We start from the raw sequence: 21720 nt of genomic DNA, 5'->3' as shown, positions 1-21720 counted from the left end.
GGGGTGGGCGGGGCGGGATGGGGCTGGGTCGGCTGCTACAGGCCCAGGGCGCTGATCAGGGCACGGAGCCGGTCCAGTTCGGGCCGGGGGTTTCGCCGGATGGGCCGGATGCGGAGGACCGGCACCGCCAGGTCTACCCCGAGCAGCACGTTCGGCCGGTCCGGGGCCGCCTTGATTCGGTAGTGGGCGGCGTCGATCATCCAGGCGTCGAAGTCGTCGGCGGGACGGCCGGAGCGCGCGGAGTGCCCCTGGTCGGGTGCAGCCTCCAGGCAGGGGCAGCCGGGGTCGTCGCACGGGCGTCCCGCCGGATGCTTCGCCAGCGAGGAACTTGTGCGATACGTCGCGGCGGTCCCGTTGAGCATGGGGCACCGCAGCTTGCTGTAGGCCAGGCACTCCGGGTGGAGTGCGGGTTCGGGCGCGAAGCCGACCCGGACGTCCATCGGCCGGACGGCCAGGCAGAAGCGCTCCTCCAGCCGTTCTCCGCAGACCTGGCACAGCCGCTCGGTCAGTGCTCGCTGGGCCCTGACGGCGTCGATGGTGCCGAAGGCGGAGTGCCCGCCGTGCTGGTAGGAGATCCAGGGGACCACCAGGCCGCCCACGCGCTGCCGGGAGCGGCATCGGGTGGGCACCGACGGCCCCGCGGCCTGAACTGCCCGCCCGCCCGAGGCCGGGCACGGCGGGGAGGCAGGGTGTTGCGAGGAGGCTTCGGGGAGGGTGCTGGGCATGAGGATTCCTTCACGCTGGCGCGGGGCTGGGGCTGCCGATCAGCGGCGCCGCCAAGCCGTGCACGGCACCGGGCTCGACGGCCACCGGGCGAGCGTCCGTGGACGGATCGGCGGCACACAGACACATTAACGCCAGTCATAGACTTAAGCAACTTCGGTTGGTGCTTCTTCGTCACCAGCGGCGCACGGGCTGGTTGTCGGAGTGCTGATGGCGCTCCAACGAGGGCGAAGCGGCCCTGGCTCCATCTCCGGGAGGTGCCAGGAGGTCGGCCGGTTCGGCGCACGGCAGTCTGCCCACCCCGCCTCCTGCCGTGCGCGGTGGCGTGGGGGCCCGTGGCGCCCAGGGTCGTCTCCGCCTGCCCGGATCCCTGAACTGGCCACCCGCGGGCCTTCGGTTGCACACCGGCGTGCTCACGATCTCCGCGCCGCGGCGGCGGGAGGCGTACCGCGCAGGGCGCCGCGGTCGACCGCCTACGAGTTCGACGCCGCAGCGCGGCCCGGGGGCGAGGCCGGCTGCTGCCGGGCGGATTGCCGCGCTGCCGAATTGGCGCTGCGGGGGCCGTGTCGAGGGTTGTCAGGCGGCGATGCGGAGGGTGCCGTCGCCCGCCAGGGTCACCGTGTAGCCGCGATCGGCGAGAAGCGCCGTGCACAGGAGCCGCACCCCTCCTTCGGTCCAGAGGCTCGGGCCGCCCGCTACGTGCGATTCCCACCATGACACGGTCACCGTCGTGTCGCTGCCGTCGACCACGACCCCAACCGCCTGCGGATCGCTCCAGTCGACCATCCGGACATGCTGGGCGAGCAGGTCGCGGATGGCGGTGGTGCGGCGCACCGTCGCCTCCTTCCGCTCGCGGGCTGCGTCCCTCAGCTGGTGGGCGACCTCCGGGCCGACGGGCCGGAAGACCGTGCTGCCGGAGCCCACGGAGGTGATCACGATCGCCCCCGTGGGTCCGGCTGCGACGCGGGAGCTGCCGACGGCGGTGGCGAGCTTGAGGAGCTCCGCGCGGCGGGAGACTTGCGCCGTGCCGCCGCTGGCGCCCTGGCCGACCGTCAGCCAGAGGTAGTGGTCGTGTCGGACGGCCTCCAGTGCATGGCGGGCATCCGAGAGCCTGCGCCCGAGCTCGGCGGCGCCCGGACCCAGGCCCGTCACGTACGCGTCCAGGCGGCGCAGCGCCTCGACATCGACGTCGAACAAGCCCCGGGCCTGCTCGGCCTCCTTCTGCACCGAGCGGCGGATCCAGTCGATGGTCTCGCCGAGGTACGGGGCGGAGAAGGGGGCGCTGCGCAGGAGGTCGAGGAGGCTGTTCGCATCGGTTTCGGACATGACGGGGCTCGGCATGGCGTACTCCAGGGGGTGGACGGCGAGCGCGGGGGCGAGCGGCGGGGCACGTGCTGCCACCGACGTCATGACAATAGATGGAATCATAGCGTTAAGCAATCACGTGCCGTGCGTCGACCAGCTGCCCGGCGCGGATCTCCTCCAGGCCGGTCCAGCGAGCACACCGCGCCATGACCTCCTCCGATCCGTCGGGCAGCGCCAGCCGGATCGCCTCATGGGCGAAGGTGCGAGCCAGGTACATGCGCTGCGGCCTCTCCTGCGCCACCAGAGGTGACGACGGCCGGGTGGCACGGTCCTTGCGGTAGCGCGCGTTCGGATTCAGCAGGAACGGGCAGCCGGCCACGGGGTGGGTGGCGGCAAAGACCGCGCACGGTACGCACATCGGTGGATCCATCGCGAGGTGGTGCTCGACCACCTGCGGCCCTCCGATCACCGCCCGGACCAGCGGCAGCGGCTGCCCGCACAGGCCGCACAGGTGCTCGATGATCGCCTTGGCCCGCCGGGGTCCGTCGAGCTCGGTGAAGTCCGGCGTCCCGCCGGCCCCCAGTGCGGTGACGAAGCTGATCGGATAGCCGCGCGCGTCTTTCGGCCGGGCGGCGATCGGGTCCGGCAGTTGAGCGGCGAGGCGGCGCTCGATCGCGGAGCCGGAGTCGGCGCTCACGCTTCCTCCCCGCGGTGGGCCGCGGTGAAGGCGGTCCACGCGTCGTGTTCCTCGCCGGTGAAGATGAGCGCCGGACCCTGCGCGGAAAGGCCGAAGCAGGTGCCGCACCTGCGCGGGACGGAGCCGCTGGGGTCGTCGGCCACTCGCTTGGACAGCCATTGTCCGCAGACGGAGAGGGCGCCGTCGGCGTCGAACGCCCCGACGGCCAGGTGCAGCTCCCCGCCGTCCGAGCTCAGCCCCGGCGTGACCGGGACGAGAGCGGCCGCGGGAGCCGGGGGCGGCGCATCGCCGCCTGCGGCATCACGCGCTTCCTCGGAGTGGACCTGCAGAGCTCCGCCCAGGAGCCGCAGCGTGTCGTCAACGTGCCACAGGCCGAGGTGCAACAGGGCGCCGGCTGCCACCCGGATACGGAGCTCGACTTCGTCAGGCGCGGGGTGCGGCGTGAACCGCTCGCGTTCGGCGAGGAGGAGTAGCAGCAGCCGGCCTCCTCCCTGTCCCTGGACGCGGGCGTCCAGGAGGTGGGCGAGGCCGGTGAGGCCGTCCCGGGCGGCGGCCGCGACGGCGGGAGAGCTGCCGAGGTCGTCCCGGTTCAACAGCCCGCTGTCCAGGAGGGCGGCCTGCACGGCGTCGGCGCGGCGCGCGTCGTCCCGGGGCAAGGGGGCGGCCAGGGCGTTGATCAGGCGTTGGGCGTCCGCGCGGGAGTCGGCGGGGGTTCGCATCGTTCGGTACTTCCTCTCGATCGGGGCGGCTGCGGACCTTCAGGGGCCGGGCCGCCAGACAGTGCCGCGGTAGGCGTGGCCGGGGTAGCCGGCCCGCGTCTTCGCCAGGTGGCCCTCGTACGTACGGGCCCCGCACTTGCACGTCATGGCTCTCTCGTCATCGGGGCGCCTGCGCGCTCGTTCGGTGGCGGGCTACAGCGTGGGGGCGTGACCGGCCAGCCACTCCTTGGCGGCGATCCGGTGGGCGCCCTCGGGGAAGGCCAGGTAGAAGTCCAGCGGCCCCCTGCGGCGGGCGGCGGGGTCCCCGTACGGGAACAGGTCGTAGATGAGGGTGTACTCGGCGGAGACCCCGGTCATGCGGCGCTCGCGGAGGCTGTAGGTGCGGGCGATCGTCAGCTCGACGTCCTCGGCCGCCGCCAGCGTCGGACAGACCATCAGCGCGTACGCCGCACACCGGGGATGGACCGGGGGCTCGATGTAGACGGTTGCGTTCGGGCCGCCGATGAACACCAGGCGGCTCGTCGCCTTGATCGCTCTTCCGCAGATCCCGCAGAGGCGCTGCGACATCAACTCCCTCTGGCGGGGCGGGCACTGGTCGCCGAAGGCGGCCGTTCCACGACCGGGCTCGCACGGGCACACCACGTGCTCGCCCAGTTCGACGCTGGACCTGACGGCCAGCTGCCCACCGCTGGTGGCGGGCTCGTGCCAGGGCGTGTTTCTGGGGACCGGGCGCCCGGCGGTGTTGCGCGGGAGCCGCGCGATGTTCGGCGGCATGGGGATGGATCGCCAGTGGGCGGTCAAGGTCGTTCCTCCGTCGAGGGGCTGGGCGACTCCGGGTGCGCGATGCTGCGCCCCGCGCCCGCGGGGTCTGTGATGACGCTCGCGCTCAGGGCGAGCACCACGGAGTCCACGACCTCTGCGGCGAGTTCGGCCTTCGCCTCGCTGCGGGCGATGCTGTGGTCGGTGTCTTCGTAGTCGGGCTTCGAGGCCGGCGTGTACCAGGCGACGGTGTCAACGGCCGTCTGGACAGCGGCCGCGAGCTGGTCGCGGTCTGCCTCGCGGACGAGCCGGGCCAGGTCGGGGACGAGCATGACGTACTCCGGGTGATCTCGGTGCGGCACGGCTCCGGCCGGACGCCGGGGGAGAACGCCCCGGGAGTAGCCGACCTGCCGGTCGCGGATCTGCAAGCCGCAGCCCGCTCCGCTGAGTTACAGGGGCATCCGGGAGCTCTTCGCCGTTCCGGACGTTCTCGACCATACGCAGACTCATAGATTTACGCAACTTCGCCAATGCCCTTGACGTGCACTGTGACGCTATGACAACTTGTCAATACGTCGCGGCGGCAGCTCGCGGCCAGCCCGGCCGCTTCCCGCGCCGCGCCCCCTTCCTTCCCCGGCTCCGCCCACGTGCGGTCGCCGCCCCAGGCCCCAGCGGCCCCGCAGAAAGAGACCCCCATGCCTTCCTCCTCCGGCTCCCCCCGCCCCTACGCCGACCTCGGACCGTGGCCCGCAACCACCGACCTCGCGCCGCGCCTGGACGAGAAGGCCATGGACCGCGCCGCCGGCGTCATCCTGGGCGCGGCGGCAGGCGATGCGCTCGGCGTCCCGTACGAGTTCAAGCCCAGCATGAGCGACAGCCAGTTCCCGGAGATGAAGGGCGGCGGCCCCTTCAACTTCGCCCCCGGTGAGTACAGCGACGACACCCAGATGCACGTGTGCATCGCCGAGGTCGCCGCGACCGGCGCCGATCTGCGTACCCCCGAAGCACTGGACGCGATCGCCACGAACTTCCTCCGCTGGTACGGCGGCGGACCGGCCGACGTGGGCAACCAGACGCGCAGTGTCCTGAGCGCCACGGCGCGCGGCAAGGGGAGTTCACCCTCCGAGGTGATGCTGACCGTCTCCCGCCGGTACGCGGCCGCCAACCCGAAGAGCAGCGCCGGGAACGGCTCGCTGATGAGGACCGGTGCCGTCGCGCTCGCCTACCTGGACGACGTGACGGCCATGGCCGAGGCCGCGAGGCTGGTCAGCGAGCTGACGCACGCCGACCCCGACTGCGCCGAGGCGTGCATCCTGTGGTGCTCCGGCATCAGGACCGCCGTCCTGACCGGGACGTTCGAGGGTGTCCGTGAAGGCCTTGACCTTCTGCCCGAGGAGCGCCGCGCCGTCTGGGCGGCCCGGCTCGACACGGCCGAGGCCCACCCGCCGCGCCACTTCCGGCGCAACGGCTGGGTGGTCGAAGCCCTCCAGGCCGCATGGTCCGCCATCACCCGCACCCCGGTCCCCGAGGACCTGCCCGAACAGGGCAGCTTTGCCGCTCAGCACTTCCAGCTCGCGCTGGAGGCCGCCGTACGGACCGGGAACGACACCGACACCGTCGCCGCCATCACCGGAGCACTGCTCGGCGCGCGCTGGGGCTGCTCGGCCATCCCGCTGGCCTGGCAGCGAAAGGTCCACGGCTGGCCCGCCAACACCAGCGCCGACCTTGTCCGTCTCGCTGTGCTGACGGCCCGCGCCGGGCAGAGCGACCGCGACGGCTGGCCTTCCGCGCCCCGGGTCACCACCCCGCTCTCCTCGGGCAAGGCGTTCTCCGTGCGGCACCCCCGCGACCCCGGGCTCTTCCTGGGCAACCTGGCCCTGACCGAGTACACCGGTCCCGCGCCGGTCGACGCGGTCGTCTCCCTGTGCCGTATCGGCTCCGACCCGATCCTGACCGGGGCCGATGTCGAGCACTCCCGGGTCTGGCTGGTCGACAAGTCCGGCGCGAACTCGCATCTCCACTTCACCCTCGACCAGGCCGCGCGGGAGGTCCTGCGACTCCGGCAGGAGGGCAAGCGGGTCCTGCTCCACTGCGTGGCCGGACGCAGCCGCACCCCCGCGATCGCGGCCCTGTACAGCCACCTCGCCGACGGGGTGCCGCCCCTGGAAGGGCTGCGGGAGGTCAACCGGGCACTCGGCAGCTACTGGACGCTGCCGAACCACCCCGAGATGCTCGACGCGGTCTTCCAGCTGGCCGGTGAGGAGCCCCAGCGGGCCGCCTTCCCTCCGGCTCGGCGGTCGCGGTGGCGCGAGCTGATCCCCCGTCGCTGAAACCAGTGCGGCTGAGCTGCTGAAACGGGGTGTGGGCCCCCAGGGATTCCCTGGGGGCCCACACCCCGTTTCCATGACCCGCCGCCCAGCCGGTCAGCTCTTCTTCCGGGTCGTGCGCCGCGTCCGGCCGGCACGCACCCGTCCCTGCCCCCTGCGGGAGTACACGTGTCTGGTGATCGTCTCCAGGTACCACATGTCCTCGAACACCTCGGGCCGCTTCCGGTCCCCCGGGGTCCGGTCCGGTGGCTCCAGGTGGCCTTGCCGCTTGTAGTTCTGCGCCGTCGTACGGGGCAGCGGCTCGCCCCGGGTCGCGTTGCCGAGGATCATTCCGTAGCCGCTGATGTCGTAGAGGTCCTTCGGGTTGCCCTCCGGAGGCGGGATGACAACCTTGGGCCCATCGCCCTTGAACTCCGCCCAGACGTGCGACCGGTGCTCTTCGACCCAGGTGTCGACCTCGTGGGAGCGCCACCGGCCGGGTTCCGCCTCGTCCGGGAAGCCCTCGACCTTGGTCCAGGTGTCCACCGTCGTCTCGGAGACCTTGTACCGCAGCGCCAGGCCGGACTTCCCCAGCAGTTCGTCCTCTTCGGTGGCCTCCTCCGCCCCGGCCGCGCCGGCGGCCTCCGCCTGCGCGGTCGCAGGGGCTTCCACCGCGGAGGCAACGGCACGGCCGGGCCAGGACTGCGGCCGGCTGACCTTGACCCAGGCGTCGACCTGCTCCGCGTCCCACTGCCCGTCAGCGCCAGGGGCGGGAAAGTTCAGCAACCTCACCCAGGCGTCGACCGTCCGCTCGCCCTCCCCGTAGGTCTCCCCGATCCCCGCGCGGGTCAGCCGCGCAGCAGGGGGCTTGCTGGTGCTCACTACTTCACCGTCCTGTCGTGCCGGTTGCCGACCGCGAAGGCGGGAGCGGTGTCTGCCATCAGCGGGCTCCACCGAGCTTGCCGGGGCGGCGGATGAACGTGTAGGCGGTCGAGCGGTACCACTTGGGCTCGTCGACGGCCGGCTCCTGCCCGTCGTCCGGGGTGCGGTCGGCCGGCGCCAGCAGCCCGCCGTACAGGTACGTCCGCATCGACGCCACGGTGGTGGCCTTGCCTCGGCCGCGCACCTTCCCGTCGAGCTTGCCGATCTCCTGCAGGGTGAACAGGTCGGTGTCCGCGCCCGCCGGCAGCTTCAGATCGTCCCGCAGCGGCCCCGGATCCTCGGCATCCCGGCGGGGAGCACGTACGGCTGCTCCCAGGCGGCCGGGGCGGCGGATGAAGGTGTAGGCGGTCGAGCGGTACCACTTGGGCTCGTCGACGGCCGGCTCCTGCCCGTCGTCCGGGGTGCGGTCGGCCGGCGCCAGCAGCTTCTGCGACAGGTAGTTCTTCAAGGTGCCGACGGTGGTGGCCTTGCCCCGCCTGCGGGCCTCGCCGTCGAGCTTGCCGATCTCCTGCAGGGTGAACAGGTCGGTGTCGGCGCCGGCCGGCAGGTCCAGGTCGAGCAGGTCGCCGGTATCGGCATGCGGCTTCGGCGCGGCCGGCTGCTGGCCGGCTTCCTCCTTGCGCGCCGCTGTTCGGCGCGTGCGCCGCGGCCGGGTGATGTAGGCGTAGGCGGTCTCACGGAACCACATCGGCTCGGTGACCGTCGGCTGGCCGCCATCGTCGGGGGTGCGGTCGGCCGGCGCCAGGATCCCCTTGGACGGGGACAGGTAGCTGCGCAGGGTGGCGACCGGAGTGGCGTCCCGGTTCAGGGCCCGGCCCTCGAGCTCGCCGATGCGGCGCAGCGTCAGGAGATCGCGAGGACCGCCCTTGGGCAGGTCGAACGGGTTCTTCTTGCCCTGCTGGGACTGCACCCACGTGCCGAAGTGGTGTTCGCGCAGCCACGCGTCGACCTCGTCGTCGTCGTAGATCTGCTGTCCGCCCTGGCCGGCCGTGAAGAGGACGTCGGGGAAGCCTTCCTCCTGGGACCACTTGGCGGCGGACGTCCGGTCTACGTTGTACCGCGCCGCCATCCTGTCGAAGTTGGTGTGCTTGCGCTCGTAACCTGCGGGAATCATGATCGCTCCATCGGGGCCAGCTGGGCCGGCGGTAGTGCCGGACCGCCCACGGGGGCGACCGGGCTCTGTCTGTCGTCACGGCCGGCGCGTCCATCCGCCGGCAGCTCTTGTGTGCTGGCCGAGTGCCGCAGGGGGCGACCTCGCCGGAGAGATTACCCAAACTCATAGACTTCCGCAACGCGACGGGGTGGCGTGTCCCGCGCGGTGCGGAACGCCGCGAGGGCGGGCCCAGCTGAGTGCTGGACCCGCCCCGCGCCACTGTCGGGCATCCGGTCACGATGCCAGGCGGAATGTTTTCTCGGTCGCGCGCTGATTCTTCTTCGCATCCAGGGCTCGCTGACGGCTGGAGAATGTGTCCGCGCCCTGGAGCTTGAGAAGATGCGGAATCCGATTTGCTGGAATTCCGACGAGGGGTGAATCACTGAGCACCGAAAGGAGGTCGGACTCGGTCTGGTCGGAGTACCCGGCGGCGATGAGTGCCTCCGCATCGGGAAATACGTCGGCATGCCTCTCGTTCTTGAGGTCGATGAGGTGATCCTCGCGCCCGCCGAGACTATAGCACCAGAGGAAATTGTCTGGGGCGTCGTTCTCGACCAGTCGCCGGAATCGGGAAATCTCCTTGGTGTAGCAGTAGAAGCGAACGTTCGGCGCCCCCCTCATAATGCGCATCCATGCCATCAGATAATCGTCCGAGAAGAAATCTCCGGAATCGTGCAAGCGAATCCACTTCCCGTTGTAGCGGGAGTGCGTCAACTCCTTCGCCATCCGCTCCTCCCACTCCTTCGGAGAATCCCGGCACAGGAGAAGGTTGCGAATGTGCGCAGCACGGACGTTGCTGAACCTGTAGGCCCCGACCCGGGCGTAGCAAAGAGATGCACACGCGCCGGCCTGACTGCACACATTAAAATTCTTGCCGTCGGGAAGTTTGATGACGAAAGCCGGTAGGGTCCAGTTGAAAATACCCTCCTTGCGCAGCTGTGAGTTCTGCGTGAGAAGCCTTTTCTCGGCAGGCTTCTTCTTTGCCGGGGCGGTTTCAAGCGTGGTGGTCATTTCATCGTCTCTCGGAGGTCGGGGGTGGTGGCTCGCTCGCCGGGGCAGTAGGGGTGCGGGGCGGTGCAGGCGTGCACGCCGAGCGCGGTGACCCCGCCCTCGGCGCGGGCCAGGACGGCGAAGCCCTTGGCCAGTGCGGTCCGGGACGAGCTCTGGTGCCTGCCTCCGAACTGGAGGTCGTCGCCATGGGAGGCGATCTGCTCCAGAGCGTCGGAGCGGGCACGGTCGATCTCGTCGGCAGTAGCGTTCCGCTGCTCCGCGATGAACATCGGAACCATGAACAGCAGCCAGTCGGCCAGCCGCTCGCGGAACCCGTCATCCGATGGCGCGCCGGTCCGGGCCTTGGGGTCGAGCAGTACGAGGCCGAAGGAGCCGTGGGAGTCACCGGTCATCGCGGGCTCCCGTGTCGGCGCCGTGGCCTGACGGCTCGATGCCGAGGATGTCGACGAGCGCGACGTCGGTGATCCGGTCCAGCGTGGTGTCGGTGCACGCGGCGGCCAGGACGCCCGGCTGGAGGTCTTCGACGTAGCGGCGGATCGCCGCGGGATCGGCGCTCGAACCTCCGGGGAGGCTCAGGAGGAGGGTGAGGTCGTAGAGGGCGGTCCGGGCCGCCTTCACATGCACAACGACGGTGGCAGGGGCAGAGGGGTTCACTGCTGCTCTCGCTTCTTGTGGAGGCGGGCGACGTCGGCTCGAGTCCGCGACTGGGACAGGTCGGTGCTCGCGGCCGGGACGGGTTCCACACCAGATGGGATGCGCCGGCGTAGGGGGTGCGGCGCGCCGTTCATGCAGGGTGCCCCCGGCTCGAAGAGCCGAGGGCACCAGGGATGTACCGGGGCGCCGGGGGCGGCGCCGGGGGCGAGCCGGTCAGTCGCCGCGCACCGGGCAATGGGCACGGTGGACGGGCGAGGAGCGGAACTGCGGGGCCTCGCGCTGGTCCCGGGCGGCCATGAGCAAGTCACCGAAGTCCGCCAGGGAGTCGATCGCGACGGAGGGGACCGGAGAGAGGCAGGCGTAGCACGGCGCGATCACGCTGAAGGCCAGCCGGGCGGACCCGGCTTCGTAGGCGGCGATGAAGAAGTAGCTCCGTCGGCCGTGCGAGAGCTGGACGCGGCCCGCGCGGTAGTGCTGCGCGCCGGGGAACAACGGGTGGTTGGCGTCCTCGTACACGCTCAGTCGGATGCTGTTGTCCAGCCCCAGCCGGTGGCGGAGCAGTGCGGCTACGCCCTTCAGCTCGGAGTCCGAGTCCAGGATCGTGGGCTCCGGGCCGGAAGGGATGCCGCTTTCCGGGCCGGTCGCGCGGGCGATGGCGGCCCGGAGGGCGGCGTCCTCTATCGCATCCAGATCAGGGCTGATGGTTCCGGGCATGTCGTCTCCTCGACGGATCGCAGAAGGGGGGCGAGGCCCGGACCGGCTGGGAGGGGCGGCCTGGTCCGGGCCTCGTGGCCCCGCCGCCCGGGGGAGTGGCGGAGGGGCGAGCCGCGCGAGGCGGCTCCTACAGAGTGGTCTTCGCTGTGAGGTGTTCTCCCGCCCTCACAACAATGACTATACGCACACTCGTTGACTTAAGCAACATGCGGGGCTGTGCTTTCCGCCGGTCTCCGCCGATGTCGGGTCCGTACGGCCAGGAGTTGGGCCACGCCAGATGGCCTCCGCCGACTGGAGGCCACTGAGCGCGGGGGTGCCGCGCCGGCTATGCGGCGAGCGAACCGACCCGGTCCAAGATCTCCTGCGCGCAGGCGAAGGCCTCCCGCTTGTGCCCGTAGGAGGGAACCCGCAAGTGCATGCACTCGTGGGCGAGCGCGCGGTCGGCGTCCCCCCTCGTCGCCACCATGCTCAGGTTCATCACCATGAGCGGCGTCGCCAGACGGGCGCCGGGCTCTCCCCGGTAGACCTGGGCAACGTAGTGGGGATGGAAGGCCAGACCGGTGACCTCGGCGTACCAGGCGGTGTCGAAGGTGAGGGTGAACGGCCGCTCCGCCGCCTGGCGGAACAGCTCGGCGCGCCCCCGGAGCCAACGCGTGTCGACCGGCAGCTGGACCTCGCAGGGAGGGAGTCGGCTGAGCAGGGCCTCGTGCCGGGCGACGGTCAGCGGGTGCCCGCGGTGGTAGGTCACCGGGACTCACCACCCTCGCCGGCCGCCAGGCGCTGCGCCAGGTGGAGCAGGTCCTCGGTGGCCATCCCGAAGTGGCCCGCTAGGCCCTCCAGAAGAGCGCCCTCCAGGACGAGGGGCACCGGCCGAGACGCCTGGCCGGCCACCGACGCGGCATGGGCGGCCTCCACAGCGTCGCGTTCCACTCCGAAGAGCGCGGCGAGGCCCTCGGCCGCCTGCGCTGCCAAAGTCTTGGTGCGTCCCTGCTCGAGCATCGCGTACGTGCTGCGCTTGCGCCCCGCGGCCGCGGCCGCCGCCGGCTGGCTGGCGCCCGAGCGCTCTCGCAGCTCCCGCAGTGTCACGACGGTCGGCCGGCACAGGTCGGCGACCTGGCAGTCGAGGACCTCGGCCAAGCGCGAGAGCGTGCCCGGGTCCGGCAGGCGCTCCTCGGCCTCGTACTGGTTCAGGACCGTCACGGTGACGGCGATCTCGGAGGCCAGCTCGCTCGGGGTCCATCCACGCCGACCGCGGGCCTGCGCCAGGAGCCGGCCGTCGAAGCTGCTGACGCCGCGTCGCGTGGTCCGCATGCTGGCACCCCCTTTGTTCCTTCGGCGCCGGCCCGGGCGCCGGCGGAGCACCGCCGGCGAGCTGCCGGCGGCGGGACCATCATGCCAAGACGCTGCGGGCCGACCGGCTGCCGTGGCCGCGGTCACGAGAACTGCCCGTACCACGAGTCGGAGTCCAGGGCGTCGAGCTGTGCTTCCTCCTCGCGGGTGAGCCGGTCGGTGAAGCGGTCCCAGCGCTGCAGTTCGGCCAGGAGGTCGCCTTCGGCCGGCTGCACGATCGCGGTTTCGCCGGACTGCAGGAGCAGTACGACGTCGCCGTTCTCCTCCAGTCGGCCCTGCGTCCAGCTCAGCCCCCGGCGCCGGGTCGCGCTGAGGTTGAACAGGTAGCCGAGGTCCGCAGACTCCGCTCCGCCGACGAGCGGCCGTATCCATATCAACTGCGGGTCGTCCTCGTCGACGCGGTGGTGACGGGCGAGAGCCTGCAGGAACACCTCGGCGCCCTCGTCGTCGAACACCCTGAGCTGTGCGCCGGCGTCGACCGGATCCCCGCTGCTGCTGTGACGGCCGGCGATGAGTTCAGCGAGCCGGGTCTGCCAGGTAGTGCTCATGCGGACATTCTCCTTCTGGACGGGTGGGCCGGTGGCCTCAGTGGTTGCTCTTCACGACGTCCTCGACGGGCTTGCCGCCGAGGTGGGTGATGCCGCGGGCCTTGAACGACTCCAGCAGCGCCGTGCGCTGGTGCGCGTAGTGGCAGACGATGCGGCTGGGCGCCTCCTTGCCCAACAGGTCGATGCCGTCGCGGAACATGATTTCGTTGTTGGACGCGTTGTGCGTGGCGATCTTCAGGGGATCGCGGGTCAGTCCCGACGCCTTCTTCTTGTCCGGGCTGACCCCGTACTTGTCGCCGTTGTAGGCGTAGTAGTCGGACCGGCGCATCAGGACGGACGGGTCGTCCCAGATCAGCTGGCCGCCGTAGCCCGACCCCGGGGTGCTCGAGACGCGGAGGAAGACGGAGTTCGCCCCGCCCGTGTACTTGTCGGCCTGCTCGGACATGCCGACACCGCCGCCGATGCCCATGACCGCGCGCTTCTCCGTGGAAGCCAGCACCCCGGTGCCGAACAGGGCCACCATGTCGCCGCTGCCGATGCTGTGCGTCAGCGACCGGCCCTTGTACGCCTCCTTGATCTGCGCCGTCTTGCCCGTGACGTCGAACCGGGACCACGTCAGCCAGCCACCGGACGTCGCCGGCGTGGGGTCGTACCCGGAGCTGGCCGCCAGCGCGTCCCCGCTGTCGAAGCCGGTCGCCTTGGCGACGGCCTCCCTGAGCACCTTCACCTTCTTCGGCAGGACCTTCTGCGCGGCCTCCAGCTGGATGCGCTTGACCTGGTAGTGGAGCTCGTCCTCCCCCAGCCCGATCAGCGACTCGGCGCGCTGGTGCACGATCTCCTGGACCTGCAGGTCCTCCAGCCCCTTGGCCTCCTCGAAGGCAGCCTTCATCCCGGGAGCGGTCGCCAGGTTCTGCGCAGTCACATTGTTGGACAGGTAGGTCCATTCGCCCTCGGCGGCCGTCATCGGGGCGTTGACCAGGTGCAGCTGCTCCAGCCGGTCGACGAGCTGCTTGCCGTGACCGGCGCCGACGGGCGCGTGGACCTCGAGCTGGCCGCGCATCGAGAACTCGGTGCTGTGCGGGTCGTTGGCCGCGTACGGCCGGTACACCGCGCTCCAGCCGTCGCCCAGGTCGATCGCGTATTCCTTCCCGTTCGCCTTGCTGCGGCTCTTCCCGTCCCAGGACGACTCACCGCTCTCCCCGTCGAGCGAGGCCTTGATGCGGCTGGCGTCACGCAGCTGCGCGGTGAGCGTTCCCGGCTCCGGCTCGTCCGCCGGCGCCGGTATCTGCTTGGTCACCGTCTTGGTGACCGGCAGGCCGTGCGCATCGAAGTGCGCCATCGGCGCACCGCCGTTCTGGATCTTCTCTCCGACGGTGTTGACCTGGTCCAGGTAGTACTGGGCCATGGCCTTCTCGTCGTCCGTCAGGTTCGGCGACGCAAGTACCGCGTTCACCGCGTCGAGGGCCTTCTGGTGCTTCTGGATCGAGGCCTCCGACATCGGGCCGCCGCCCTTGAGCTTGTGCTGCACCGAGGTCGTCGCCGCGGTTACCAGCTCGGCGAGCTTCGCCTTCTTGTCCAGCGCCAGCCGCTCCTTGGTCTCCTCCTCGACCTGGACGTCGACCATCTTGGTTCCTGACACGCTCAGCGCGTCGAGCAGCTTGCCCTCGGCCTCCTCGCTGACGTGCGCGAGCAGCACCTCGCGGGGCCCGTCGGGGGAGAGGTAGGAGACCAGCGCCGCCTGCGAGTTGAGGAAGTCCTCTCCTCCGACCAGAATCGGCGTGCCGAGGGCTGCGCCGGCCACCGGAGCGTCCGGAACGGGCGTCAGCGGCGGATCGACGTCCTCCGGCTCCTCCGCCGGCTCGTCCTCGGTCTCCTCCTCGAACGCGGGTCCGGCTCCGGCTGTGCCTTCGGCTTCCTCCTCGGCGGCGGGGGTGAGGGCGGCGACCTCCTCCTCGGCCGGCTCGTGCACCTCGTGTTCATCAGCCTCGTCCACGGGAGCGCCCGCGGCCTCCGGTTGCTGCTGCTCCTCGGGCGCTGCGGTCGGCGGCATCTCACCGCCCGCCTGCCCGCCGAGCACCGGCTCACCGTCGGTGGTCCACACGCCGCCCTGCTCGGCTAGCGGCACCTCGCTGGTGAAGTCGGGCATCAGCATCGACGCCAGCAGCGCCGGGTCAATCTCGCTCACTGGCTCGGGGCCGGTAGCCGAGAGGTTCGGTGGCGCCGGTGGCGCCTCGGTCGAGACCGTCGGGGAGACGGCGTAGGACTCGTGGCTGCTCTTCGAGTTGGTGCCCATCACTCAGCTCCGTGCTTCAGCGACGCCGCCTGCGGCATCTTCAAGTCCTTGACGAAGAACTCCGCGAACGCCTTGCGGAGGTTCTGCTTGCGCTCGACGGCGTGGTCGAGGAACGCCTCGGCGATCTGCTCCGTGCTGACCTTCGCGGCCGCGATTCCGTGCTTCTTGGCGGCCTGCTTGCGCATCGCGGGCACCCAGTGCACGCCACTGCCGGCCTTCGCGCCCTCGTACGCGGTGGAGTGCAGCATGGAGCGCCACTGGCTGTCCGGGATCGCCTCGAAGCTCTTGATCACAGGCTGCACGACGGCGTGGTTCACCTTGACGCCGTCGGCCAGGCCGCCGCTGAGTGCCGCGGAGTAGAGCTTCTGGTGGACCGGGTCGTACGACCCTCCACCGGAGGGGGCATAGCCGAGGGAGAGCTTGTCGCTGCCCCAGTGCTTGAACGCTTGCCCCCTGTCGATCTGTACCAGGCCGCCCGACGCGGTCCGCAGCACGTTGGCCTGGTGGCCGTCGTGGTCACCGACGATCCATGAGCCGACGTGGGAGCGCACGATCGAGTCGACGTCCGGCTGCGACCACTTGTTCGGGTCTGACGCGAAGTGGCTGGCGCCCTTGAGCATCGGCTGGACACTGCCGACCTTGCCGCCGACTTTCTTGACGTATACCGGGACGGCGGGGACGCCGCCGAGCGAGAGAGCGTGGGAGGCGGCTGCCTCCGAGTGGGCGATCACCCCGCCGTTGTGGTCGGCCTTGAACAGCCAGCTGGAGCCGTCCGGCGCGGAGTGGAGCGTCTTGCTGTAGGTGCCGCCGAGGTTGGCGGGCGTGCCGGCGCCGAAACTCCACGAGCCGACGACGTCGGAGTCGATTCGGGCCGGCACGTCCTGGGAGGTGGCCTTGACCTGCTGGAGGCCGGCGATCAGTGCCTGGACCTTGCCGTTGAACGATCCCGGAGCGGCCGGCTTCTTCGGGGCCTTCGGGATCGGCTTCTTCGGTCCGGCCGTGGCGGCCTGGGCCAGTTGCTGCGCCTGCACGGGGCTGGCGCCCATCTTGATCGCGGCCTCGACCTTGCTCTCCTGGGTCAGCCCGCCGACGCCCGCAGGACCCGCAGGCGGGGCGGACGTGGTGCCCGTGCTGCTCGCGAGCTTGGACTTGAGGGCGTTGACCGCCTCGTCGGAGGCGAGCGGGGCTGCGGCCTTGGCGGCTGCGGCTGCCTGCTTCTTGGCCACCGTCGCCTGGACCTTCGCGTTGATCGCGTCCTTGTCCAGCGTGGGGTTGAAGCTTGCGGCGATGTAGCCCTGGAGCTGGGCGCGGTTGGCCTTGCCCGGGTCCGGCATCCCCAGCTCGCCGGCTACCGCGCGCAGATCACCGACCTTCTGGTTCTTCGCCCAGGCGTTGAACTCGGTGGTGAGCGCCTTCGGGTCGACCTGGTGGGTGTTGAGGAGCGCGGGGTTGGCGAAGCCGATGTCGACGGGAGACTGCAGGGTCTCGTGGATCCACCCCTGCGCGTCCTGCTGCAGCGTGTGCAGCTCGCCGGTGCTCTTCGCCCAGGAGGCGACCTGGGCGGCGGCTTCGGGGCTGCTGGCCAGGTCGGGCAGCGTCAGCTCGGTGTGGATGTCCTGCTTGCCGCCCTGGTGGACGTCCAGGGCGTTGTCGAGCGCCTTGAGCTGGTCCTTCCGGGCCTGAGCGGTCGCCTTCAGCGCCTCCTTCTCAGCCTCGGGCGTCCCCGTGCGCAGCAGCCCGACCAGTTCGACCGGCTTGAGGTGCTGGGCCTCGGTCAGGGACATCTCCCCCGACGCCAGGGCGTCCTGGACCAGCGGCATCACGGTCGACTGGTTGATCTTGGCGACCGCGAGGGGGTCGCCGGTCCACACCTGGATCTCGTTCTTCTTCTTCTCCAGGTCGGCAGTGTCGGGCGAGTGCGCGGTCAGGACCTGCTTCTCCGCGTCGAGGAGGTTCTTCAGCTTGTCGCTGTCCAGCACCCCCTTCGCGTAGGCCGCCTCATGGCTCGCCTGGGACCACGTGTCCACCGCGGCCTGGAACTGGTCCGGCGTCGCGGCCCACGTTCCGACTGGCGCGTCGGGGGCGCCGCTGGTGCCCTCGATCTGCTGGAGGTCGGCCAGGGTCATCCCGCCGACCGTCTGCCCGGCCGCGAGCTGCTCGTACCTCTTCTGCGCGGCGGCCTGGATCTTCTGCTTGGACGGGATGTCGTCGTTGTAGTACGGGTCGAGCCAATGGACGAGGGGGTGCTGGCCCTTCCCGGACAGGCCGACCAGGGCCGGGTGTTCGAACCCCTTGGCGGCCGCGATCTGCTGCAGCTCTTCCGGATCGAGCGCGTTGAGGTAGGCCAAGGACTGCGCGCGCAGGGCGTCGAGCTGCGCCTTGACCTCCTCCTCGGAGGCGCCCTCCTCCTTCATCTGCTCGATGGCCTCCCGAGCGGCCTTGATCTGGTCGGCGAAGATGTCGTACCGCTCGACCGGGTCGTCGGGCAGCTCCGGGTAGTTGCCGGTCGCCACGCCGTTGCCGATGGCGAAGGCGTCCAGGTTGTCCATGGCCACCATCAGGTCGGTCGTGGCCTTGACGAGGCCGTCGCTGAGCTCGGGCTCCGTCGGCGCGGCGGCCAGTCCGACGTCCTCACCCCCCTCGACGGTCTCCGGAGCGCTGGCCGGCGCGATGGCGTAGGACTCGTGGCTGCTCTTGGAGTTGGTGCCCATCACGCACCGGTCCGCGGAGGCAGCGCGGGGATGACCTCGCCGAGGAGCTCGTCCAGGACGAGATCAGCGGCGTGCCGCAGGTCCAAGGCACCCTCGGGCAGGTCGGCCGCGGCAATCTGGCATGCGCCCGCCTCGGCCTCCCACCGGGCGATCCGCTCGGGCGAGACTCCCTCGGCCAGCCGCTCGCGCCAGGGGTTGGCCTCGTCGTAGACCAGGGGCACCCAGACAACGTGCTGCGCCGGCTCTGCGTCCTCGGCGGTGTCCAGCGCGAGGACGGCGACGGGGTCGACGGGCATCCCCAGGGCGGGGTGCCAGACCATCAGGATCCACAGCTTCCAGGTGGTCTCGGTGTCGGATTCAATGCTCGTCGGCTGTGGCTCGGGGGGTGTCGACATGGCGGAAGCCCTCCTTTTCCGGGTTCGAGGAATAGAGGTGTCGAACCCGACCTCCGTGTGACCGAGACCCGGGGAGAAATCTCCGCCCGCCCCGGGAAGCGCGACCGCCCGCCGACCGGGATCGGTCGGCGGGCGGCTCCGGGAGCGGGCACGGCGCGGTCGATCACACGCCGGCCACCGCCCTGTGCCGGCCGGCAGGCTTCGCACGGGCGTACAGGGGAGCATCAGGGGAGGTCAGGCCGTGCAGCCGGGCCCGGTACAACAGGGCGATGGTCAGGCCGTCGGTGATCTGGCCGTCGCGGACCATCCCTTCCGCCTCCTCGAACGTCACGGTGAGCGCCTTGCGGATGCCTTCGGATGCGGCGAGTGCACCGACCGAAGCGATCAGCGCCACGAAGAGGCGGACCTCGTCGCCCAGGGCGCCGGTGTCGGGGTGGACCCGGCCGAAGGCCAGCAACTCGGGGGCGTGCGCGCCGATCTCCTCGCCCAGCTCCTTGGCCGCAGTGTCGGCTGAGGTCAGACCCGCCGCACCGAACCCGCGGGGAGCTTCCAGGTGCCAGGACCGGGTGGCGTGCCGGAAGTGCTCGACGAGCACGAGCTTGCCGTCGGGGAGCACCGGGAGGACGGCGGCGCCGGGTTGGGGGGAGGCGCTCATCGTGCGCAGGTAGGTGCCGGGCCAGCCGCCGGGGAAGGTCACGGCGTCGCAGAGCACGATCCGCCTCGTGTCCTGGTAGATGACGCCTCCGGCGCGGGCGACCGCGTCAGGGGAGGTCTCGATGTCGATTCCGCCGGGGGTGTTCTTGAACCATCCGGGCCGGACGGCCCTGAGAGCGTCGTACGCGTGCATCGTCGGTGTCCCTTTCGGCGGAGGTGCCGGTGGCCGGGCGTTGAGGCCTGTTCGCGGCCGGACCGTGGTGGCACGTGTCCGGTCGAGGCCGGGTACTGGAAGCCCTGGCCCGGGGTCGGCAGATAGAGGTGCCGCGCGGGGCCGTCGTGCGACGGCTGCTCATCGGGGCGGCAGGAGCGAGGCCATGAACTGGACCGTGGAAGCGAAGGCGTCGCCCGGCCGGGCGTGGACATCCTCACGGCCGTTCGCGGTCATGATCGCGCCGTGCAAGGCGTACTGGTGGGGATTCTGGCTGACCAGGGTCAGTCGGTTGCCGAAGAGCGCGACCACCTGGGCGATCCTGTCGATCCGCGACAGGCCGGTGAGGATGATCGGCATGTCGGCCGGCAGGTTCTCCGCGAGCCAGTAGAGACCGGGCAGCGCCCACGTGTCCCAGTTCGAGTTCTCCCTGACGGTCTGCAGGTTGACGGCGATCGCCGGCGGCGGCGCGTCCTCGATCCAGGAGGTGTAACGCTCGAGGTCCTCCAGCCTGAACCAGTAGATGTTCGGAACGGTGGGCACGCCGGCGTCGGCGAGCTCCTGGGCGATCAGAAGGCACCGGCGCATGTTGAGCAGGTGTTCGGTCCGCGGCCAGTTGCCGTAGATCGAATAGTTCGGGGCGAGCACCAGGTCCCAGCCCTGGGCGGCGATCTCCTCGACCAGGCCGTCCCGCTTGCGGTACGTCCAGAGCGCTTCGACCAGCGGGTCCTCTCCGTAGCCGACGAGGACCGCCTTCTGGCCCTCGCGCAGGGCGAGGACCTCACGGGCCTGCTTGCCGGCGAAGCGCGGGTAGATCGAGTGGGTGTCGGGGGAGAAGACCCGGCGGAGGCCGACCCCGTACGCGGGCCAGCGCAGGCTGGCGTCCAGCTGCGTGACGTTCGAGCCGTCGGTCATCGGGATGAAGGCCGGGAGCTCGGGCAGGGCGCCGTCGATGGTGATGTCGTCGAAGGTGAGGGTGCCGCCGACATCGGACATCCACTGCGAGATGTCCGTGCGTGATCCGCAGCGGATCGGGCAGCCGCCGCACGCACCGGCCGGCGAGCCCGCCTCGGTCGCGGAGCAGCTGCAGTACGAGCAGTCCGAGTTGCTGCCCGAGCAGAGCGGCTCGACGGTTGCCGGGCCTCCCCGACCGTCCGGGCCGGCCCAGAAGGCGCAGCTGCGGCAGTCGCAGCCGCGACCGGGCAGGGGCAGGGGCTGGCCGACTCGGGGCATCTGAAGGGAAACGGCGGTCATGCGGCGGTCTCGCTCTCTTGGATCGGAGTGGGGTTGGCGGCGTCGGCCAGGTGCTGTTCGAGCTCGCGGAGCGCCAGGCGCAGCGACCCGCGGTCGAACCGGGGGACTTCCCGGCCCGCGCGGACCTCGGCCAGTAGGCCGCGGAGTCCGTCGAGGGCGCTGCGGACCACGTGGGAGTCCGCCGCGGGGGCCGGAGGGGGAGCCGGCGGCGTGTCCTGCGCGGGGGGAGTGGGAACGGCGGCGACAGCTGCGCGCTCGACCTCGCCGTCGGGCCCGGCGTCCTGGATCTGCTCGTGGGTGTCGTCGGCTCCGTCGGTCTCCGTGTCAGCGGGGCTGAGGGGCTCGGGGACGCGGGTGAGCGCGCGGCGGCGGCCGTCGTTGGCCCGCTCCAGGCGTTCCTCCGCAGCCTCGATCACCTCGTCGGGCTCGAGTTCCGGTGCCGTCAGGCCGATGTCGACGGCACTGGGCAGCAGGTGCAGTCGGCTGCTGCTCTTCAGCGCCGCCCAGATGTCGGCCGCCGCGGCTTCGCGCCCGCGGCGCAGCGCCGCGAACTTGATCCTGGTGTTGAGACGGACGGCCTCCTCGTCCATCTCCTCCGTCAGCTCCCTGGGCAGCTCCCGGAAGGCGCGCACGAGTTCGGTGGCCTTGCGCTCGGTGAGCTGTAGGCCGAGGCGGCTGAGGACCTCGGTCCAGGGTGCCGCGCAGCTCTGGTCCGTGCCGCGGATCTTCTCCAGGGCCTTGAAGCGTTCGACGCTGTCGGTGATGGCGTAGACGTGGCCAGGGACGGGCTTGCCAGCCCGCAGCAGTTTGCCGACCAGCACGGCGCACCGCTGGTACATCAGGGCAGCGGCCTGCTCGCCCGGGCGCAGAGGCTCACGGGCGAAATTCTCCACAAACCGCCACATGTGCCGCTCTTCGTCGCTGAGCGGACCCGGGCACACGACGGCGGCCAGCGCCGCGAAGTGCGGGTTGTCCGGCAGGTTCTGGGCACCCCAGCGCATGGCCCGCAGGCGGCGCTCGCCGGTGACCAGGCGGATGGTCGGAGCGCGGCCGGCGACGGTGATCTCTTCCGCCAGGACGGGTTCGAGCATGCCCACGACCGACATCGACGAGATGAGGTCGGACAGCTCCTCCGGGGCGGTCACGTCGCCGGGCTTTCGCCCCTGGGGCTCGGTGAACGGACTGCCCGGACCGCGCATCGGCAGCATCTCGAAGCGGCGCTGCCTCAACTTGGCGCTGCGGTGCAGGATCTCGGTCAGCTGGATCATGCTGCCGCCCTCGGGCGGCGCGTCTTCCACCGTGGCGATGGTCATGAGCTGGT

Annotated in this window: 23 protein-coding genes; 2 read left to right on the top strand and 21 right to left on the bottom strand. The window is 71.0% G+C overall.

The features are described from left to right. Positions 1-35: 35 nt before the first annotated feature. The 6 genes from ACIBEC_RS18990 to ACIBEC_RS18965 form a co-directional block, all read right to left on the bottom strand. On the bottom strand, positions 36-629 hold the full coding sequence (locus tag ACIBEC_RS18990) for a cell envelope biogenesis protein OmpA (protein ID WP_396288015.1): 594 nt from the start codon (positions 627-629) through the stop codon (positions 36-38). Positions 630-1299: 670 nt separating this feature from the next. After that, positions 1300-2124, bottom strand: a complete 825-nt coding sequence (locus ACIBEC_RS18985) for a hypothetical protein (RefSeq protein WP_396288014.1) — start codon at positions 2122-2124, stop codon at positions 1300-1302. 31 nt (positions 2125-2155) lie between these two features. Then, positions 2156-2725 carry a hypothetical protein gene (locus ACIBEC_RS18980; RefSeq protein ID WP_396288013.1) on the bottom strand — a complete coding sequence of 190 codons (570 nt, stop codon included), beginning with the start codon at positions 2723-2725 and terminating at the stop codon, positions 2156-2158. Continuing rightward, positions 2722-3444 (bottom strand): hypothetical protein, encoded by a 723-nt coding sequence (locus ACIBEC_RS18975; protein WP_396288012.1) that lies wholly within the window; start codon positions 3442-3444, stop codon positions 2722-2724. The genes ACIBEC_RS18980 and ACIBEC_RS18975 overlap by 4 nt, the downstream gene beginning before the upstream one ends. A gap of 192 nt (positions 3445-3636) precedes the next feature. After that, entirely contained in the window at positions 3637-4245 is a 609-nt protein-coding gene (locus tag ACIBEC_RS18970; protein ID WP_396288011.1) for a hypothetical protein, read from the bottom strand. Further along, entirely contained in the window at positions 4242-4631 is a 390-nt protein-coding gene (locus ACIBEC_RS18965; protein ID WP_396288010.1) for a hypothetical protein, read from the bottom strand. Before ACIBEC_RS18965 ends, ACIBEC_RS18970 begins: the two co-directional genes overlap by 4 nt. 267 nt (positions 4632-4898) lie before the next feature. Between ACIBEC_RS18965 and ACIBEC_RS18960 the strand changes: the two genes are divergently transcribed. Continuing rightward, positions 4899-6533 carry an ADP-ribosylglycohydrolase family protein gene (locus ACIBEC_RS18960; protein WP_396288009.1) on the top strand — a complete coding sequence of 545 codons (1635 nt, stop codon included), beginning with the start codon at positions 4899-4901 and terminating at the stop codon, positions 6531-6533. A 93-nt stretch (positions 6534-6626) separates the two neighbouring features. Here the strand turns inward: ACIBEC_RS18960 and ACIBEC_RS18955 are convergent, their stop codons facing one another. The 14 genes from ACIBEC_RS18955 to ACIBEC_RS18890 form a co-directional block, all read right to left on the bottom strand. Next, on the bottom strand, positions 6627-7391 hold the full coding sequence (locus ACIBEC_RS18955; protein WP_396288008.1) for a hypothetical protein: 765 nt from the start codon (positions 7389-7391) through the stop codon (positions 6627-6629). A gap of 58 nt (positions 7392-7449) precedes the next feature. Then, a complete protein-coding gene (locus ACIBEC_RS18950; protein ID WP_396288007.1) occupies positions 7450-8565 on the bottom strand; it encodes a hypothetical protein in 1116 nt (371 codons plus the stop codon). Between the two features lie 273 nt (positions 8566-8838). Beyond that, a complete protein-coding gene (locus ACIBEC_RS18945; RefSeq protein ID WP_396288006.1) occupies positions 8839-9615 on the bottom strand; it encodes a hypothetical protein in 777 nt (258 codons plus the stop codon). Next, a complete protein-coding gene (locus tag ACIBEC_RS18940) occupies positions 9612-10007 on the bottom strand; it encodes a hypothetical protein (RefSeq protein ID WP_396288005.1) in 396 nt (131 codons plus the stop codon). The genes ACIBEC_RS18945 and ACIBEC_RS18940 overlap by 4 nt, the downstream gene beginning before the upstream one ends. Then, the gene (locus ACIBEC_RS18935) at positions 9997-10233 is read right to left on the bottom strand and encodes a hypothetical protein (RefSeq protein WP_396288004.1); all 237 of its coding nucleotides are present in this window, start codon (positions 10231-10233) and stop codon (positions 9997-9999) included. Before ACIBEC_RS18935 ends, ACIBEC_RS18940 begins: the two co-directional genes overlap by 11 nt. Positions 10234-10482: 249 nt before the next feature. Beyond that, positions 10483-10983: a hypothetical protein gene (locus tag ACIBEC_RS18930; RefSeq protein ID WP_396288003.1), complete on the bottom strand. Its 501-nt coding sequence runs from the start codon at positions 10981-10983 to the stop codon at positions 10483-10485. Positions 10984-11308: 325 nt separating this feature from the next. Then, positions 11309-11731, bottom strand: a complete 423-nt coding sequence (locus ACIBEC_RS18925; protein ID WP_396288002.1) for a hypothetical protein — start codon at positions 11729-11731, stop codon at positions 11309-11311. Next, a complete protein-coding gene (locus tag ACIBEC_RS18920) occupies positions 11728-12294 on the bottom strand; it encodes a helix-turn-helix domain-containing protein (RefSeq protein WP_396288001.1) in 567 nt (188 codons plus the stop codon). The genes ACIBEC_RS18925 and ACIBEC_RS18920 overlap by 4 nt, the downstream gene beginning before the upstream one ends. Positions 12295-12416: 122 nt before the next feature. After that, positions 12417-12881, bottom strand: a complete 465-nt coding sequence (locus tag ACIBEC_RS18915) for a hypothetical protein (protein WP_396288000.1) — start codon at positions 12879-12881, stop codon at positions 12417-12419. Positions 12882-12918: 37 nt separating this feature from the next. Beyond that, positions 12919-15174, bottom strand: coding sequence for a hypothetical protein (locus ACIBEC_RS18910; RefSeq protein ID WP_396287999.1), 2256 nt, complete (start codon positions 15172-15174; stop codon positions 12919-12921). Next, complete coding sequence (locus tag ACIBEC_RS18905; RefSeq protein ID WP_396287998.1) at positions 15174-17885, bottom strand: hypothetical protein; 2712 nt, start codon at positions 17883-17885, stop codon at positions 15174-15176. The genes ACIBEC_RS18910 and ACIBEC_RS18905 overlap by 1 nt, the downstream gene beginning before the upstream one ends. After that, positions 17885-18280 carry a hypothetical protein gene (locus ACIBEC_RS18900; RefSeq protein WP_396287997.1) on the bottom strand — a complete coding sequence of 132 codons (396 nt, stop codon included), beginning with the start codon at positions 18278-18280 and terminating at the stop codon, positions 17885-17887. Before ACIBEC_RS18900 ends, ACIBEC_RS18905 begins: the two co-directional genes overlap by 1 nt. A 163-nt stretch (positions 18281-18443) precedes the next feature. Further along, the gene (locus ACIBEC_RS18895) at positions 18444-19127 is read right to left on the bottom strand and encodes an NUDIX hydrolase (protein WP_396287996.1); all 684 of its coding nucleotides are present in this window, start codon (positions 19125-19127) and stop codon (positions 18444-18446) included. 159 nt (positions 19128-19286) lie between these two features. After that, on the bottom strand, positions 19287-20141 hold the full coding sequence (locus tag ACIBEC_RS18890; RefSeq protein ID WP_396287995.1) for a hypothetical protein: 855 nt from the start codon (positions 20139-20141) through the stop codon (positions 19287-19289). Positions 20142-20151: 10 nt separating this feature from the next. Between ACIBEC_RS18890 and ACIBEC_RS18885 the strand changes: the two genes are divergently transcribed. Further along, on the top strand, positions 20152-20382 hold the full coding sequence (locus ACIBEC_RS18885; RefSeq protein ID WP_396287994.1) for a hypothetical protein: 231 nt from the start codon (positions 20152-20154) through the stop codon (positions 20380-20382). A gap of 13 nt (positions 20383-20395) precedes the next feature. On the opposite strand, the gene ACIBEC_RS18880 is transcribed toward ACIBEC_RS18885, so the two are convergent. Continuing rightward, positions 20396-21712 (bottom strand): ParB N-terminal domain-containing protein, encoded by a 1317-nt coding sequence (locus ACIBEC_RS18880; protein ID WP_396287993.1) that lies wholly within the window; start codon positions 21710-21712, stop codon positions 20396-20398. Positions 21713-21720 lie beyond the last annotated feature (8 nt).

The organism is Kitasatospora sp. NPDC051164 (genome assembly GCF_044455625.1).
Classification (GTDB): Bacteria; Actinomycetota; Actinomycetes; order Streptomycetales; family Streptomycetaceae; genus Kitasatospora.
This window is presented reverse-complemented; position numbering and strand designations above follow the sequence as displayed.